The 16996-nt window shown below is 30.2% G+C and carries 21 protein-coding genes, 1 tRNA gene and 1 pseudogene; 12 read left to right on the top strand and 11 right to left on the bottom strand.

Going from position 1 to position 16996, the window contains the following annotated elements:
- The first annotated feature begins 2 nt into the window (after positions 1 to 2).
- Genes PF022_RS02625 through PF022_RS02650 form a run of 6 tightly spaced genes read left to right on the top strand, consistent with a single transcriptional unit; the run spans position 3 to position 7133 of the window.
- Entirely contained in the window at positions 3 to 983 is a 981-nt protein-coding gene (locus PF022_RS02625; protein WP_271022695.1) for a DUF2972 domain-containing protein, read from the top strand.
- Between the two features lie 22 nt (positions 984 to 1005).
- Complete coding sequence (locus PF022_RS02630; protein ID WP_271022696.1) at positions 1006 to 2220, top strand: DNA recombination protein RmuC; 1215 nt, start codon at positions 1006 to 1008, stop codon at positions 2218 to 2220.
- Between the two features lie 47 nt (positions 2221 to 2267).
- Complete coding sequence (locus PF022_RS02635) at positions 2268 to 3974, top strand: ABC transporter ATP-binding protein/permease (protein WP_271020348.1); 1707 nt, start codon at positions 2268 to 2270, stop codon at positions 3972 to 3974.
- Entirely contained in the window at positions 3974 to 4900 is a 927-nt protein-coding gene (locus tag PF022_RS02640; protein ID WP_271020351.1) for a glycosyltransferase family 2 protein, read from the top strand. Before PF022_RS02635 ends, PF022_RS02640 begins: the two co-directional genes overlap by 1 nt.
- Positions 4897 to 6003: a glycosyltransferase gene (locus tag PF022_RS02645; RefSeq protein WP_271022698.1), complete on the top strand. Its 1107-nt coding sequence runs from the start codon at positions 4897 to 4899 to the stop codon at positions 6001 to 6003. The genes PF022_RS02640 and PF022_RS02645 overlap by 4 nt, the downstream gene beginning before the upstream one ends.
- Positions 5994 to 7133 carry a glycosyltransferase gene (locus tag PF022_RS02650; protein ID WP_271022699.1) on the top strand — a complete coding sequence of 380 codons (1140 nt, stop codon included), beginning with the start codon at positions 5994 to 5996 and terminating at the stop codon, positions 7131 to 7133. The genes PF022_RS02645 and PF022_RS02650 overlap by 10 nt, the downstream gene beginning before the upstream one ends.
- Positions 7134 to 7136: 3 nt before the next feature.
- Here the strand turns inward: PF022_RS02650 and PF022_RS02655 are convergent, their stop codons facing one another.
- From PF022_RS02655 to PF022_RS02670, 4 genes are all read right to left on the bottom strand, one after another.
- Positions 7137 to 7268 carry a hypothetical protein gene (locus PF022_RS02655; protein WP_271022700.1) on the bottom strand — a complete coding sequence of 44 codons (132 nt, stop codon included), beginning with the start codon at positions 7266 to 7268 and terminating at the stop codon, positions 7137 to 7139.
- A gap of 146 nt (positions 7269 to 7414) precedes the next feature.
- A complete protein-coding gene (locus tag PF022_RS02660; RefSeq protein ID WP_271022702.1) occupies positions 7415 to 8068 on the bottom strand; it encodes a hypothetical protein in 654 nt (217 codons plus the stop codon).
- A gap of 30 nt (positions 8069 to 8098) precedes the next feature.
- Positions 8099 to 8434 (bottom strand): hypothetical protein, encoded by a 336-nt coding sequence (locus tag PF022_RS02665; RefSeq protein WP_271022703.1) that lies wholly within the window; start codon positions 8432 to 8434, stop codon positions 8099 to 8101.
- A 38-nt stretch (positions 8435 to 8472) separates the two neighbouring features.
- Complete coding sequence (locus PF022_RS02670) at positions 8473 to 8649, bottom strand: hypothetical protein (protein WP_271022705.1); 177 nt, start codon at positions 8647 to 8649, stop codon at positions 8473 to 8475.
- 170 nt (positions 8650 to 8819) lie between these two features.
- On the opposite strand from PF022_RS02670, the gene PF022_RS02675 reads away from it, so the two are divergent.
- The 3 genes and pseudogenes from PF022_RS02675 to PF022_RS02685 all read left to right on the top strand — a co-directional run bounded on the left by PF022_RS02675 (position 8820) and on the right by PF022_RS02685 (position 10343).
- The gene (locus PF022_RS02675; protein WP_271022706.1) at positions 8820 to 9650 is read left to right on the top strand and encodes a hypothetical protein; all 831 of its coding nucleotides are present in this window, start codon (positions 8820 to 8822) and stop codon (positions 9648 to 9650) included.
- Positions 9635 to 10218 (top strand): annotated as a pseudogene (locus PF022_RS02680) (C39 family peptidase). Before PF022_RS02675 ends, PF022_RS02680 begins: the two are co-directional and overlap by 16 nt.
- Positions 10219 to 10267: 49 nt before the next feature.
- Positions 10268 to 10343, top strand: a tRNA-Glu gene (locus PF022_RS02685).
- Between the two features lie 3 nt (positions 10344 to 10346).
- Here PF022_RS02685 and PF022_RS02690 read toward each other — a convergent pair.
- The 4 genes from PF022_RS02690 to PF022_RS02705 form a co-directional block, all read right to left on the bottom strand.
- Positions 10347 to 10658: a rhodanese-like domain-containing protein gene (locus tag PF022_RS02690; protein ID WP_271020362.1), complete on the bottom strand. Its 312-nt coding sequence runs from the start codon at positions 10656 to 10658 to the stop codon at positions 10347 to 10349.
- Complete coding sequence (gene rsmD / locus PF022_RS02695) at positions 10658 to 11233, bottom strand: 16S rRNA (guanine(966)-N(2))-methyltransferase RsmD (protein WP_271020364.1); 576 nt, start codon at positions 11231 to 11233, stop codon at positions 10658 to 10660. The genes PF022_RS02690 and rsmD overlap by 1 nt, the downstream gene beginning before the upstream one ends.
- Complete coding sequence (locus PF022_RS02700; protein WP_271020366.1) at positions 11223 to 11648, bottom strand: hypothetical protein; 426 nt, start codon at positions 11646 to 11648, stop codon at positions 11223 to 11225. The genes rsmD and PF022_RS02700 overlap by 11 nt, the downstream gene beginning before the upstream one ends.
- A gap of 63 nt (positions 11649 to 11711) precedes the next feature.
- Positions 11712 to 12263, bottom strand: coding sequence for a superoxide dismutase family protein (locus PF022_RS02705; RefSeq protein WP_271020369.1), 552 nt, complete (start codon positions 12261 to 12263; stop codon positions 11712 to 11714).
- Between the two features lie 96 nt (positions 12264 to 12359).
- On the opposite strand from PF022_RS02705, the gene PF022_RS02710 reads away from it, so the two are divergent.
- The 3 genes from PF022_RS02710 to PF022_RS02720 all read left to right on the top strand — a co-directional run bounded on the left by PF022_RS02710 (position 12360) and on the right by PF022_RS02720 (position 15318).
- On the top strand, positions 12360 to 12776 hold the full coding sequence (locus tag PF022_RS02710) for a hypothetical protein (RefSeq protein WP_271020371.1): 417 nt from the start codon (positions 12360 to 12362) through the stop codon (positions 12774 to 12776).
- A 2-nt stretch (positions 12777 to 12778) separates the two neighbouring features.
- On the top strand, positions 12779 to 13822 hold the full coding sequence (gene mnmA / locus PF022_RS02715; protein ID WP_271022708.1) for a tRNA 2-thiouridine(34) synthase MnmA: 1044 nt from the start codon (positions 12779 to 12781) through the stop codon (positions 13820 to 13822).
- A 107-nt stretch (positions 13823 to 13929) separates the two neighbouring features.
- On the top strand, positions 13930 to 15318 hold the full coding sequence (locus PF022_RS02720) for an alanine/glycine:cation symporter family protein (protein ID WP_271020375.1): 1389 nt from the start codon (positions 13930 to 13932) through the stop codon (positions 15316 to 15318).
- A 221-nt stretch (positions 15319 to 15539) separates the two neighbouring features.
- On the opposite strand, the gene PF022_RS02725 is transcribed toward PF022_RS02720, so the two are convergent.
- The 3 genes from PF022_RS02725 to exbB are packed head-to-tail and all read right to left on the bottom strand — an operon-like array spanning position 15540 to position 16967.
- Positions 15540 to 16196: an energy transducer TonB gene (locus tag PF022_RS02725; RefSeq protein ID WP_271022709.1), complete on the bottom strand. Its 657-nt coding sequence runs from the start codon at positions 16194 to 16196 to the stop codon at positions 15540 to 15542.
- Entirely contained in the window at positions 16165 to 16545 is a 381-nt protein-coding gene (exbD, locus tag PF022_RS02730) for a TonB system transport protein ExbD (RefSeq protein ID WP_271020379.1), read from the bottom strand. Before exbD ends, PF022_RS02725 begins: the two co-directional genes overlap by 32 nt.
- Complete coding sequence (gene exbB, locus PF022_RS02735; RefSeq protein ID WP_271020380.1) at positions 16542 to 16967, bottom strand: TonB-system energizer ExbB; 426 nt, start codon at positions 16965 to 16967, stop codon at positions 16542 to 16544. Before exbB ends, exbD begins: the two co-directional genes overlap by 4 nt.
- Positions 16968 to 16996: the final 29 nt, after the last annotated feature.

Here is a 16996-nt window from a genome sequence, read left to right on the forward strand (position 1 = left end):
CTTTGGCAAAAGACAGATATATTTATCATTATAAGAATCTTGTAGATAATGCTGATAAAACAAATGCCATAGCGATTTTAGATTATGGGCTTAGCAAATATGGGAGCAGACTTGATAGGGATAAGTTTTTTGCACTTTTACCAAGAGATGTGCCATTAATTATGCAAGTTAGAGATCCTATTTCTGTTATAAAGCATGGATTTCATAAAAGTGGTGGTGTTGGAACTAGGGTTACTTTAGGCTTAAATAGTGATTTTAATACACTATCTCCATATATTTCGTGGGATGGGTACACAAGAGAGTTGGTGCCAGTTTATGATAGCTTTAAGATCCAAAGTTTTATTTATCATTCTTTGCTTAAGAGTATTGCTAGTCCTTGTGTTTATTATGTTGATTTTGATGATATTGCTAAGGAAAATGTTTTAAAAACAATGGAAAATATTGCTAATGCATTTTCTTTATATGCACCAACTAAAACAGAGCATTACAAAAAGATTTTTTGTGCAAAAATGTTTAGAGGTGCATTGCATAATCTATGGCATACATATCCGCTAACGCTTATTGCAAGAGCTAGAGATATAGGATTGGATAGCGATTTAGAAGTTCAGCTTTATATCTCAAAACCAGCTGCACATTTTGGTGGGTGCTTGGATATTATTTCTTTATTTGCTTGTGAGTTTAGCGATGATATATGTGTGTATATTACAGAGGATTCTTTTGGAATTTTAAAGAGCAATGAGGTTTTATATAAGGCTACTTTTGATTATGTAGAGAGACTTTTGTCATTTTTGTGTGATAAATCAAAAGAATATGATTCACAAATCACACTTACAATACAAGATGTATTAGAATATTTTAGAGGTAACAAAGGCGCTAGGGAGAATCTAAAAGAGATTTTAGATTATGAATTAGCACATATTAAAAAGCATAGAGAGGATATTGTCAATAATTGGCAATATTATTTGGAGTTTGATAGAATCTAATAAAAACTTTTAGGGTCCTTGCTTGTTAGAGATTATTATTGGTTGTTGTTTAGTATTATGTGTGATTGTTGGTTGGCTTTTTATAAGACAAAGAGTTCTTTATAGCAGCCTAAAGGTGCAGTTAGCATTAAAAGAAGAGCTATTAAAAGAAAAGGAGCTTCAACTAAAGAATATAAAAGAAGAAGCAATGCTGCAAAAATCACAGCTAGAAGAGCATTATCAAAGACTATTAGAAAACCAACAAAAGTTTGCTAAAGAATCTTTAGAATCATTAGAAGGTAAATTTGATAAAAACCTAAAAGAAACTCAACAAAACTTTCTAAATCAAAATAAACTCCAAATAAGCGAGGATTCAAAAAAGATATTAGATTCTATCTTTACACCTATAAAGCAGAGTATTGATGATTATTCAAAGCAACTAATCAAAAATGAAGAATCTCTAAAAGTAAATATAGACCATATTTTTAAATATACACAAAACATAGGAGATAAGGCTGATAAATTAGCTAGTGTACTAAAGGGCGATAAGAAGATTCGAGGGAATTTTGGTGAGTTGCAACTAAAAAATGTCTTAGAGCAAAGTGGGCTTAAAGAGGGTGAGCAATATAAATTGCAAGAAAGCTTACGAGATGAAAATAACAATAGATATGCTCCTGATGCGATAATTTATTTAAGCAAAGATAGGAGTATTGTTGTAGATTCTAAGTTTTCTTTGCCCAGTTTTGATGAGAGTAGTGATTATGAATTACTCTCAAAAGAAATAGCAAAAAATATAAAAGCAAGAATTGATGAGCTAAGCAAAAAACCTTATGCCTATATTGCTAATGCACATGAATTTACGCTTTTATTTTTGCCATATCAGAATCTGCTTGATTTAGCATTGGATAGTGATTCATCAATCTATCAATATGCTTATTTAAAAAAGGTCTATCTAACCACACCAAATACACTCTTTATTGCATTAAAGACAATAGATGCAACATGGATTAAGATAAATAGTAATACAAATGTTCTAAAGGCTTTTAAAGAAATTGAGAATTTTTATGATAAGTTTTCTAGTATTTTAGATGATTTTGATAAGGTTAAAAAGACTATAAATACTTTAGTAAATGCAAGTGAAGATATGGATAAGAAGCTAAGCAGTGGCAAGGGGAATTTGGCAAATAGATTTGATAATCTAAAGACTTTAGGTCTAAAGGTGCAAAAGGAAATTAAGCAAGATTACTTAAAGGAATAGTAAAATTATTTTAGTTTATAATCCAAAATCTAGTTTTAAGGTAGAGTATGTTTTCTCAACTAAAAATAATTCTAAGCAAACGCGATAGAGCTTTTATATATTTTTTGCTTTTATTTTCTTTGCTTGTATCTTTAATAGAGCTTATTGGAATCTCTGCTATTGCTCCATTTATATCTATAGCAAGTGATTTTACTCTAATAGAAAATAAACCATATTTTGCTTATTTTTATCATGGTCTAAATTTTACATCTTATTATGATTTTGTCGTGTTTTTCGGTATTTTCTTGCTTTGTTTTTATGTCTTTAGAAGCATTATAAACTTAGCATATCAGCATTTTTTGGCCAAATTCACATTTGGTAGATATCATTTGATAGTTGGCAGATTGTTTGTAAATTATCTGGGTATGAATTATGAGGAATTTATTACTAAAAATACTAGTTATCTAACCAAGACAATCACAACCGAAGCACATAATTTTACTATTTTGTTATCTGCTACACTTTTTATGATTTCTGAAATTTTTGTTGTATTGCTAATTTATATTACGCTTTTATTCGTAAATTTTGAAATCACATTTAGTATTACTATTTTATTAGGTATTTTTGGTTTTTTGATGACAAAATTTGTATCTAAAAAAATAAAAGGTCAAGGAAAACAAAAAGAACAATTTCAAAAAAGCTTTTTTCAGAGTATTGCAAATAGTTTTGGTAATTATAAAATAATTAAGCTAAATAGTGATGATAGTTCGATTTTAGAGAATTTTAGCAAGTCTTCTTGGGGTTATTCTCTATCAAATATTAAAAATCAAACTTTCTTTCATATCCCTAGATTGCTTTTAGAGGCTATTGGATTTTGTTTGATGATTTTTGTTGTGTTGTATTTATTTATAACGGATGGAGATAATATTGCTAGTTATTTACCATTATTATCAATGTATGTTTTAGCATTATACAGACTGCTTCCTTCAATTAATAGAATCTTAGATTCATATAATAAAATATTATTTAATTTTAGATCTTTAGAAATAATATACAATGATATAAACATACAAACCAAGAATCTTGGAAATGGTGAAATAAGCTTCAAAGATAGTATAAAGCTTAATAACATAAGCTTTGGCTATGGTGATAAAAATGTCTTAGAAAATATAAATATGCTAATAAAAAAGGGAGAAAAAATAGCATTTATAGGAGAATCTGGGAGTGGTAAAAGCACATTAGTTGATTTAATTATCAGTCTTTTAACTCCAAAGAGTGGTGAGATATATATAGATTCCACTAAGCTTAGTGATGCAAATATAAAAAGTTGGCGTAAGAAAATAGGATATATACCACAACAGGTTTATTTGTTTGATGGAAGTGTGGCTGATAATGTGGTCTTTGGCAGAATCTACAATGAAGAGAAGATTAAGTATTGTCTAAAATTGGCAAATATTTATGAGTTTTTAGAGGGTAAAGATGGATTAGATACCAAAGTTGGAGATAGTGGTGTAGCACTTAGTGGTGGGCAAAGACAAAGAATTGCAATTGCAAGGGCATTGTATGGAGAGCCTGAAGTATTAGTGTTAGATGAGGCTACAAGTGCATTGGATAATGCAACAGAGCAAAGAATAATGGAAGAGATATATCAAATCTCACAAGGAAAAACTCTCCTAATAATAGCACATAGGCTAAGCACGATAGAAAAATGCGATGTGATATATAAAATACAAAATGGGATTCCAACAAAAATAAACTATAAGGATATAGGATAATGGATTTAAGTCATTATTCAAAATTACCAAAAGTTAGTATAGTCCTTACTACCTGTAATAGAGAATATTTTTTTACTGAAGCAATTTTAAGTATATTAGACCAAGACTATCCAAACTTAGAGATAATAATTAGCGATGATAAATCAAGCGATAATACCTTTGTCTTTGCCCAAGAATATGCAATGGAGCATTCAAATATAAAGGTTGTGCAAAATACTAGAAGTAGTGGTTCAGCTGGTAATCGAAATAATGGTTTAGATTATGCAAATGGTGAGCTTGTATTATTGCTTGATGATGATGATGTGCTTTTTAAAGAGGCTATTTCAAATTTGGTAAATATATATTTGCAACATGATAAAAGATATGGAATCATTATTGCAAATTGCACTAGAAGTGATGATGGCTCATTATCTGGCAGAGGAGTAGATGAATCTGGTGAAATTAGTTTTAAGGATGTCTTAAGTGGTAGGCTTCAAGGAGAGTTTGTAACTTTATTTGAGAGGAATTTGCTTGGAAGAAGGAGATTTAGCGAAGAGAGGGGTAATATGGGCTTACTTTGGCTTAGAATGCATAAACAAAGTCAGAGCTATTATTATCATAAGCCTTTGAAATTTTATAGAATTCATGCAGATTCTCTAAGTCATACTCTAAAATATAATCCGCTTTTAATGGCAAAGAACTATGAACAAAATATTTTGTTATTCTATAAAGAAAGAAAAGAAGTATGTCCAAGGTATCTATCAGAGTTATGTGCTACTGCTGCACTTTTGTATCATCAAGGCGGAAATAGAAATATGGCTTTTAAAAAGATTCTGCAAAGCTTTACAATATACCCTAGCTTACAAGCATTAAAGGCATTGTTTTATATATGTCTTCCAAAAACATTTATCCCAAGAATAATTACAAAGCAAATAGTAGAAAAATGAAAATATTACTAACTATACGATCTTTAAATTTTGGTGGGGCGGAGAGACAATGGGTAAATCTTGCTAAAGGGCTTTATGCTAGAGATGATATTGAGTTGTTGTTATGCACATTTTATAGTGGTGGTGATTTGTATGATGAAGTCTCTCATTTGCCTTATGTGTGTGTAGATAAAAAAGGCAAGAGTGATTTTTTATTTTTATGTAGATATAGAAAAATAATCAAAGACTTTAAGCCAGATGTTATCTATGCTTTTATGCCAGATTCTAATCTTTTTAGTCTGTTTGCTTCTGCTTTTTTAAATATACCAGTTGTTTTTGGATTTAGATCTAGTGCTATTAATGTAACAAAGCTACCATTTTTTTCAAAAGCATATTTTTATGCACAGAAGTATTGCAGTAAATATGCAAAAGCGATAGTTTGTAACTCTAATGATGCAATTAGTTTCTATAAAGAGTATGGATATTTTATGGATAGAGCTTGTGTTGTGTATAATGGGATTGATACTGCATGTGTTAAAGATAGAGACAATATCCTAAAAGAAAGGCTAAACCTACCTAAAGAATCTATTATATTTGGAATTGCAGCTAGAATGAATAAAGTGAAAGATTATCCGCTTTTTGCCAAAGCTGCTAGATATTTGTGTGGCAAGAATAGTAATGTATATTTTATATCTATTGGCAAAATAGATGATGTAATTTTAAGAGAATGCTTAGATGTATTGGGAGATTTTAAAGATAGAGTATTGTTTTTAGGGGCTAAAGATAATGTATGGGACTATTATTCTATCTTTGATTTTATACTATCTACTTCATATACGGAGAGTTTTTCTAATTCTATTGCAGAAGGCATGGCGTGTGGGGCTTTACCTATTGTTAGTGATGTTGGAGAGAGTGCTGTAATAGCAAATTTTGGACAAGACTATAAATTTTGCTTCAACAAGCGTGATGAAAGGGGCTTGTATAAGTGTTTAGATTCTGTAATATCATTAAGCAATGATGAACAAATAAGACTAAGTTTTGAATCTAAAAAGCATATTATTGATAGATTTTCAATATCTAAAATGGTAGATAATACTTGTGAGGTTTTAGGTAAATGCATATAGTAATACTTATTTATTCATTTGGTGCTGGTGGTGCAGAGAGGGTTACTTCATTGCTTCTAGAAGAGCTAATAAAGGAATATAAAATTACCCTTGTATTGCTTGAAGATGTTTGTCATTATGAGATACCAAATGGTGTAGAGAAGATAATCTTAGGTAAAAATAGCAATAATGAAAATGGGGTGATAAAGCTTTTAAAATTACCATTCCTTGCTTATAAATACTCAAAAATTATTAAAGATTCTACACATTCTCTATCATTGATGACACGCCCAAATTATATAAATATACTTGCGTCATTTTTTGTGAGACAACCAAGAATCTTTATATCAGAGAGATGTTATCCATCAGAGCAATATGGCTATAATAATCTAGCCTCTAAGATTAATAGATTTTTAATTAAGGCTTTGTATAACAAAGCGTATAAAATCTCTGCTAATTCAGAGCAAAATGCAGATGACTTAGTAGAAAATTTTGGTATAGCAAGAGAGAAGGTTACATTTTTACCTAATGTATTTTGTATAGATAAGATACGAAATTTATCACAAGAGGAAACAGAACTAAAGCAAATAATAAAGCGACATAAAAGCAATGGTGAAATAATTTTTGTAAGTGTAGGGCGACTTGATGTTGGGAAGAATCATATTTTACTAATTAATGCATTTAATGAAATTTTGTCTTTAGGTTATAAGGTGCATTTGTTTATTATAGGATCTGGTGAGCTAGAATCCTACCTTAAAGAAGCAATAGGAGATAGTAAGAATATTACATTACTTGGCAAGACAAAGAATCCTTATGCACCTTTGAGTGTGGCTGATTTTTTTGTGTTTGGTTCAAATCATGAAGGATTTCCAAATGTGTTAGTAGAATCTATCTCTCTAGGTGTGCCTATAATCACTACAGATTGTGCTCCTAGAATAATTTTGGGAGAAAAGAGACGAGATATAGATTCTATACCTTTATTTAAGTGCGGGATAGTAACCTCTATAAATGACCTAAATAGCATGGTTGGAGCTATAAAATATGTTCTTGATAATTCAAATATATTTCATAAAGATGAGCTCTTAGAGTATTCTATGGAGTTTGATATATCTAAAAAAATAGGAGAATATAAGCAGTGGCTGGAGATATAGCTTTTAAACTTTCAAATCTAAATTAGTTTTTTTATTATTTTTATTTTCTACATTGTTTTTATTCATTTCAGATATTATCTCCATAGAATCATCATTTATATTATTAGTATTTGTTTCAAATAAAATATCAAGCATTTTTTCTTTGTTAAATTTACTTTCTAATAATGTTTGTAATGCTTTATTTATATTTTCATCTACATATGTTTCATTATTGTCTGATTTACCTTGTATGGGTTTTCTTTTAGTTGGTTTGTCTTCGTTGTTGGTATTGTCTTGTGTTGCTAGCTTTTTTTGTATTCTTTTAGTGCATCAAGCCATTTTTCTTTAAACTTTTCCTTGTCTGTTAAGCTCAATAGTTCCAATGATGTGTTAATATCATGCGACATAATGCCACTTAACACATTATCGCCTTCAATCATATAAACGCTATTTTTTCTAATAAAATTTCTTAATTCACTATCATATTCTACTTGTTTTCTTATAGAGTGAGTACCAATTATATTTTCATTTAAAGACGCTATTCTGTTAAAAAGTAAGAAAAATTCACCACTTTCATTAATATTTCCATTTTCATCTAAAAATTCGTCTCTAAATGAGAAAAAATCGCCATATACATCTTCTCTATATTCTAACTCTTCTTTTGCTAATATAGCCCTTTGTTCACTTGGAATTTTAGAAAAATCATTATATATATTAGACAGAGTAGCTACTATATCTATATGACCATAATCTCTAATGTTTGAGTTTGCAGAAATTTGATAAAATTCATTTATATGATTAGCATCAATTTTAATATTATCTGGTATATTTGTTGCTTTATTAAAATTGCTATCAAAAAATCCATCTTGATCAACTTTATAACCAAATGACCTATTTGTATTATTTTGATTGATTTGAATCTGCATGTTCATATAACTAAGATCAAAGCGTACCATATCAACTCCATTGCTTATAAAGTCTTGACTTTAATTAACGCTTAAACCACCAAGCTTAAACTCTAAAAACGATTTATATTTACTAGATAGTTCCTTTACTATCATATTGTTATTCAGAAGTTGGCTAGAGTTTGTTCTATATGCTGTACCTGTTGAAGCATTGTAAATAGATGCGGAATATGTGAAATAAGCGTATTTTCCATATTTGGAATAGCCTATATTTTTCTTAACAGAATATCCAAGCCACTGATTTTTATTACCACCAACTGCACTTAGCCATTCTTTGCCTCTATATGAGCTAGGATTTGAACATGTCTGATCTATCCCGCATAATTGACCAAGCTCATATTCCTTCTGAGTTGGCATCATTATTACATGTAATTCATTATTGTATAAATTCCTGTCTATAGCCCAACCATATACCCACCTACAATTTCTTTTTCTTCATCTTTATTAAGGATTCTTACTTCATTAGAACTATCACTTAAGATTCCATTGCTTACTTTTGCTAAGAAATCATTTGCAAAAGAATTATTAATAAATAAACTAGTAACAATAATACACATAAATATTTTATTCATGTATAGCTCCTTGAAATTTAAATTACACTCAATTTGCGATTTTGTATCGATTTGTAAATCATATCTGTAACTTTTTTAAAAAATTATTAATATAAAATTTGTAATAATATATACTTTAAATTTGAGTATAAAGGTAACATAGTTCATGGTAAGAATTTTATTTTGATTTCATGTTTCTTGTTGGAGAGCTTTTTGCAAGTGATAGGTTAAGCATAGATTCGTTATTTAAAAAACAAATAGGTTTGAGAAGCATCACTAGCTTATCTATTCTAAGCACTGGCAACTCTAATTCATATTATTTGTATCCAGATATTTCAATAAGTGGCGATCCAACAATTTGGAATGATACAAAAGGATTGTTTTTAAATCAGACATTTATTTATACATTGAATCCTAAGATCGATTTATTAGTATCTGGTGGCGGTAGCTATATGAGAAAAGAATATACAAACTATGTAGATAATTCATACTCTAGTAAAAATACAATAAATTTTGATAATTTGTGGCTTGGTTTTATTTATACTGCAGATAGTATATATGAGTTAATACCGCAGATTACACTTCAAACTGCTGTGATTCAAAGAGAAAGTGCTGTTGATATGACGGAAAATTTTTATTTTAAATCACAAAGTATCCAAGCTAGCGTTAGAGGATATAGTGATCCAGTGGTGTATAGTATATATGGTGGTTTTGGTTACAATGCAGATAGAAAGTTTAATAATTTCAATATAAGATATGGAAATAGCTTCTATTTTGGTGGGAATTTATCTGTTATTTTAAGTCCAAAAATTACATTAGACTTTGGTATAGAACAAAGATATCAAACTAGACAAAAGGTAAATGGCTATCAAAATTCTGAACTAAGATCCATACCTACATTTAGTGTTGGATCTACATATAGCTTAAATTCTAATACTGCAATTTCTGTTAATGGTAGTTTTGGTGGTAGCTCAGCATCGCCTGATAGTGTGTTTGGGATAAGCCTATGGAGAAAGTTTTAATATCATTGTTCCTATTGACAGGCATTATAAATGCCGAGTTTGTAGTTAGATCTTATATTGATATAAAAAATCAAAATGTAGTAAGACAGACATATGAAGAATCATGCGGTGCTTCTTCATTGACTACATTGATTAATATGATTGATGATAAAAGGCTAAGTGAAGCAGATGTATTAAAGATTATTAGTGGCGATGAGTTAAATACTAATTCTGTTAGCTTTGCGTCTTTAAGTGAGGTCATTTTAGAAATGGGTTATGAGATTAGAGCTTATCAGATTGGTAGAAATGCATTAAATAAGCTTATAAATTTACCCATGATAGTTAAGATAGAAAATGATCCGCGATATCCACACTTTGTTGTAATTATCAACTATTATGGAGATTACATTAAGATATTAGATCCAAGCCATGGAGAGTATATCAGCTCTAAAAAGGATTTTTTAGTATATGGGATAATAATGGAGCTGGTGGTTATATATTGGTGGTTGCGCCAAAGAGTAGAGTTGATAATAAATTAGAGATTCCAACTAGTTTGGTATTTGATTTTCAATCATTTAGATTATATTAAATTGTTATATAAGATATAAATAATGGTAATCTTATGCTAAAATTCGCACGACCCTTTCATCTAGTGGCCAAGGATAATGCTCTTTCACGGCATAAACGGAAGTTCAAATCTTCCAAGGGTCGCCAATATCATATGCAGTCTTCTATATGCTCATCTAAGAAATATATATTTGTATATCCAGAATTAACTAAATCGCTACCAATTACTGATACGGTATGCCCAGAGTAGCAGTTTAGAAGTATATTTTTTCCACTATCTAAGATACTTTGTAGTTCCTCTTGTGTTGTTATATTTTTTGCACCATTTATATGACCTCTTCTAAAATCATCTGGCATTCTAATATCAACTATTTCCCATTCTTTATTGTCTATAATATCTTGTAAATCTTCTTTAAATATTGCTTTTGCTAGACTTTTGTTATTTCTTCCATAGTATTGCATTATATTTCCTTATAGTAACTAAGTGTGCTATTGCCAAATTTTTTACTTTTTATTAGTGTGAAATTCCCGATATTTTGTGGAGTTTGTATGTTTGATATATGTTCTATTATTACATATATGAATACCTTTGAATCTAAGCTTTTTATAATATTAAAAGTTTTGTCATATACATTATCCATTCCATCTCGTATGCAAAATGGAGGATCAAAGTATGCTATGCTTGGTTCTTCTGGTTTTAATTCTTTATATTTAGAAAATGTATCTCCAAATATTATTTTATACTCACAATCATTGCATATTGTTTGAAGATTTTCTTTTAGCACTTCATATGAATCTTTGTCCTTTTCAAAGAAGATTCCACATTTTGCACCACGACTTAGAGCCTCACAGCCTATGCTACCAGTGCCTGCGAAAAATTCTACAAAATTCACCCCAACAACATCTGTATATAGCGTATTAAATAGAGATTCTTTTAAAATTGCCTTACTTGATCTAGTTGTAGATAGATTTGCCATTTTTAGCTTTCTTCCTTTGAATCTACCTCCGATTATTTGTATGGTTTGTTTATTTTTCATTTTTTATATGTTCTTTTATTGTTTCTTCTATTTCTTTTGCGTATCTTCTAAGAATTTCTTCTAGTTTATCTTGCAATGTTAAATTCGTGTTGTTATTTTCTATTTTTGTGGAGTGTTGAACTATTTCTTGCCATTTTTGATTATTTATTGGTTCTATATTTTGTGTGTTTGGACCTTGTTTTTGTAGTTTTAGAAAAAAAGATTCTAATTTTTCTAGTAGTATTTCTTTTGTAAATGGCTTTTTTAGGTTTGAATTTTCATAATCACCTATCAAAAATACTGGCTTATCTGATTGTTCTATTTTCTCTGTGGATACTACAAAGTCGCATTGTTTGTAGCTTGTAATGTAGTCTTTTAAGTATATTTCCAAACTTCTATCAAGCAATAGCGAGTTGCTAATTAATGCGATTTTCATATCTGCTCCAAAATTTTTGGAAATTATACAAAAACTAACAAGAGATTCTAAGAATCTCTTGTTTTACTTTATAACTCCGCAAATCATTCTAGCACCACCGCCACCTAATGCTGCTGGGTGATCATGATAGTTGTCACCACCAACATGAATCATTAGTGCATGATTTTTAATTTCATTGAGAGATTTTAATTTTGGTGTTAATACGGGAGTTGTAACTTCCTTGTTTGAATCAGAATATATAGCTGGCAAATCACCCTTGTGTCCATTATCGCTCCAAGGATATGAGTGTCCCCCATTTTTTTCTGGGTCCCAATGTCCACCTGCTTTCATGCCAAGTCCTTTATCAGTTGCTCCACAATCTGCATTTTCATGGATATGGAATCCGTGAATCCCGCTTTCTACACCTTTTAGATTCGGATAAAATGCTACTCCATATTTTGTTTCAACAGCTACTATTTCTCCTGCATTTTTATTGCCATTTTTATCCAAAATTTCCATATTTATAACTACATGGTTTTTTTCTGATTTTGGATCATATAATTTTGTCTCGTCTTTTGCCATTGCTATGTTTGATAGCATTCCAGCCACAATTGCACTTACAAGTATTTTTTTCATATTTTCTCCTTTAATAATTTGTTTCATTTAATTGTAGCATAAATACAGAGATAATATTAAATTTTGTATTTTTTAAAATTTGGCTACAATTTCCTCATGGATACGAGAATATCGAAATTCATAGCAAACAATAAACTGCTTACCCTTAGTGTCATTGATGATACATATGATGACATTTGTGTATATACTGCTAGTTGCTATTATGTTTTTTGTGTTGAAACTTTGAAGCTTATTTTTAAAAGTAGTGTTGATTCAAAGCATATAAAACTGGCAAAGAAGTTTCCAAAGTGTGGTGTGAATATAGCCAAAGATGGAGCATTAAAAACATTGCAAGGTGTGCAAATTAAGGCACATTTTAAACATGCCACAACAGAGCAGAAAGCTTTGTATTATAAAACATTTCCTTATGCTAAATTAGGCGAAGGAGAGGTATTTTCTTTGGAGATTTTGTGGGCGAAATATACTGATAATTCATTATTTTTGGGTAAAAAATTAGAGTATACAAAGGAATAATTATGAAAAAAGTATTATTGTTAATGAGTGGCGGAGTTGATTCTAGCTATTGTGCATATTTGTTACAAAAGGCTGGATATGTAGTTCATGGTGTTTATTTGAAATTACATGATAAAGAAGAAAAACATAACTATTATATAAGAAATATAGAAAAATGCGCAGAGGCTCTAGGAATCTCGTATGATATTGTAGATGAGAGAGGGTTATTTAAAGAAGCAGTCTATGACTACTTTGTGGAATCTTATAAAAAGGGATTAACTCCCAATCCATGTGCCATGTGTAATCCAAAGGTAAAGTTTAGTATAGCTTTTAATATGGCAGATAAACTTGGTTATGATTTTGTTGCTACTGGTCATTACGCACAGATTATAGATTCTAAAATTGCTCAAGCAGTTGATACTCATAAAGATCAGAGTTATTTTTTGTTTGGTTTAAGACAAGAATGGATAGAGAGAATTATATTTCCATTAGGAGATAAGATAAAAAAAGATGTAAAACCAATTGCACTAAATGAGCTTCCATGGCTTGGGACATTGGAGACTTATAAAGATTCACAAGAAATATGTTTTGTTGAGAATACTTATGTAGATGTGCTAGAAAAGCACTTTAATACAAATAATGAAGGCGATGTTCTTGATACAAAAGGTAACAAAATAGGAAAGCATAAAGGCTATATGCAATATACAATAGGCAAGCGAAAAGGATTTACTATAAATGGTGCATTAACACCACATTATGTAGTAAAAATCAATCCTGATAATAATACTATTGTTGTTGGAGATAAAGAAGAATTAGCTATAAATGAAGTTAGGGCTATAAATGTATCTTTGCCGATTGATTTGTTTGCTAATAATGCAAAGTTAGAATGTGATGTAAAGATTCGTTACAAGAGTCATAAAGTGAAGGCAGAAGTAGAATTAGAGCGAGAAGGCAATAAAGAAATTATAGTAGCACGACTAAGTGAGAGTGCATATGGTGTAGCACAAGGTCAAGCATTAGTATTATATGAAGAGAATAAAGTATTAGGTGGTGGATTTATTGTGTAAAAATTAAACAATGTAAAAATAAATTTTATCAAAAGTTTAATAATTCTTTGAAATTGGAAAATAAATAACTAAAATGATAGATGTAAATTTAACAATAAGGGTTTGATATGGAATTAATTGGTGAAATCAATACTTTCTTGTATACCTATTTTTTGGTATTTTTGTTACTTTTTAGTGGTATATATTTTTCTATAAGAACTAGATTTATACAATTTAGATTTTTGCCTCAAGTTTTTAAGATTCTAAGAGAGAAATCACATGAAGAGCATGTAAGCCCATTTGGTGCATTGATGATTTCTACTGCTTCTAGGGTTGGGATTGGTAATATAGTTGGTGTTGCAGTTGCTATGAGTGCTGGTGGTGTTGGTGCATTATTTTGGATGTGGGTTACTGCTATTTTGGGTGGTGCAAGTGCATTTGTTGAAAGTACTCTAGCGCAAGTGTATAAAAGGAGAGATGGAGAATATAACTATAAAGGTGGTCCTGCTTATTATATAGAGAGTGCACTTGGTTCTAGGACTTTTGGTATTATTTTTGCAATTTCTCTTATTCTGTGCTTTACATATGGGTTTAATGGTCTTCAAGCATATACTCTAACTTCTGTGTTTGAGGTGTATGTTGGTAGTGAATCTTTTAATGGTGGTAATTTTAAAATATTTTTAGGTGCGATTTTAGCTATATTAGTTATTGGGTTTTTCTATGGCAAAAACAAAGCTTCAGCCATTGTAACTTCAGTGTTAGTTCCTGTTATGGCAATTGGCTATTTTATAGTTGCATTTATTGTTATTGTTAGTAATTTTGAGCAAATCCCTGTTGTATTCTCTCATGTATTAGAACAAGCTTTTGATTTTGAGGCTATTTTTGGTGGTTTTGCTGGTAGTGCTATGGTGATAGGTATAAAGAGAGGACTATTCTCAAATGAGGCAGGTATGGGTTCAGCTCCAAATGCAGCAGCAGCGGCACATACAACCCACCCAGCAAAACAAGGTATGGTTCAGACATTATCTGTATTTATTGATACTCTAGTGATTTGTAGTGCTACTGCATTTATCGTGCTTTGCTCACAAGAAAATGTGGGGAATCTTCAAGGTATGGCAATTATGCAAAAGGCTATGGAAGGATATTTTGGTAGCTTTGGTATGCATTTTGTTAGTATTGCTGTTGTGTTATTTGCCTTTACATCGCTTATTGGTAATTTCTTTTATTCTCAAATGAATTTTAGATTTATTACAGAAAATAAAATGGCGTTAAATGTCTTTAGGGCAACTGCTGTTATTATGGTGTTTGTTGGAGCACAGATTAACTTCTCTCTTGCATGGGATTTGGCAGATGTTCTTATGGGCTTTATGGCAATTATTAATATTATTGCAATTATTAAGCTTGGTGGAATAGCCATCAAGGTTCTAAAAGATTATGAAAAACAAAGAGCAGAAGGAAAAGAGCCTCATTTTAAAGCTTCAGATGTTGGTATAGAAAATACAGAGTGCTGGAAATAATCCAGCCCTCTAATCTTCAATGTTTCAAATATAGCTAAACACGATTCGTATTTAATTTATGTAATAAAAATATACATGTATTTCAAATTGTTATTGGAATAGAGTTTAGCTGCAATAAAACAAGATTGTATGCATAGAGATTTTATAAAAAGAGAATCTTTAACTCACTTTCAAACTAAAATGCAAATCCAATACAATTTATAAATCGCATTCTGTTTAAATCAAATTAGTTTGTATTGTATTGGTATTTGTATTGTTACATTATTTTTTGGTTGCGGGAAATATGCTCTCGCGTCCAAAATTGTCTTATGAGCTGACTTATCTAAGATACCATGACCTGATGAATCTATAATTTTTATATTTTGGACTCTGCCATCTTTTAATAATTCAAATTTTATATTTACAATGCCTGATAATTTCATTATTCTAGCTTTTCTTGGATAGTGCAGATTTTTATCTATTGCTTGTTTTATTGATATTAAAAATGGGTCATTTGTTTTGCCAAATACTAGTGTCTGTGGTTCTTGTGTTGCCTGTGGTGCGGTTGTAGTATTGGTGCTTGGCTGTGTTTTGGATTCTGTTTGTGCTATATTTTGTGGTGTTGGTATTGGTTCTTTTTTTCTTTTTTCTTTTTTCTTTTTGATTGGTTTTTGTATTTCTTTGATTTCTTCTATGGGTTTTATTTCTTGTGATGTTGGTGTTGTTTGTGCTACAAATTGTGTGAGTGCGATGGATATACTTTGTGGTTGCACGCCCACATTTTGTGGTAGCTTTGTATTGGCGTATAAAAGACTAAAAATAGCAATAGAATATATACCAAATGCTATGAAGAATGCTTTTAGTGTTCTATTTTTCTGTGGCGATGCTGAAGTTTTCATGTCCTTTTTCCTTTAGAATATCTATTATTTGTATAAAAGTTTGAAACTTTGCTTCCTTATCGCTTCTTAGCTCTATTAGCATTTTTCTATCGATTTGATTTATAGAATCTCTTAGCGAAATTATTGATATTTCTTTGTCGTCAAGATATATTTTATTTTCTTTATCTACTAGAATTTTTACTTTTTTCTCATCGTTTTGAGATTCGCTATTTGCACTTTGTGGTAGATCTATTTTTATCTTTCCTTGTGCGATAAATGTTGATATACTAAGGACTATTGCTAGTAAAACCAGCATAACATCTATAAATGGAACTATGTTTAGAGATTCGTTTTTTGGTATTTTTATCATTTTAGATTCTTATTTTTATATGTATTGCTAAGCAGTGTTATCTTGCGATATAGTGCATTGTATGCAATTAGCGTTGGTATAGCTACTGCTAAGCCTAGTGCTGTGGCTTTTAATGCTAAAGATAGTCCAGTCATTATCTCTTTTGTATCTATCGTTCCGCTAAGTCCCATATCATAAAATGTGATCATAATCCCAATTACCGTGCCTAGAAGTCCGACATATGGAGCATTTGAATAGATTATATATAGTGTTGTTAGATGTTTGGTAATAGAATCTTCAAAGGATTCTTGAGTGTCATAGTCATTTAAATTTATCTTCGAAAAAAACATAACTCTCTCAATAGTGAGCCATAAAGCTATAAAGCCCATAATCCCTAAAATACTGAATATTGCGTAGTCTATTGTTTCTTTTAGAAATTCCATATTTTCACCTAGTCAAAATTAAAAATTAT

Source organism: Helicobacter sp. WB40 (assembly GCF_027859275.1).
Classification (GTDB): domain Bacteria; phylum Campylobacterota; class Campylobacteria; order Campylobacterales; family Helicobacteraceae; genus Helicobacter_D; species Helicobacter_D ibis.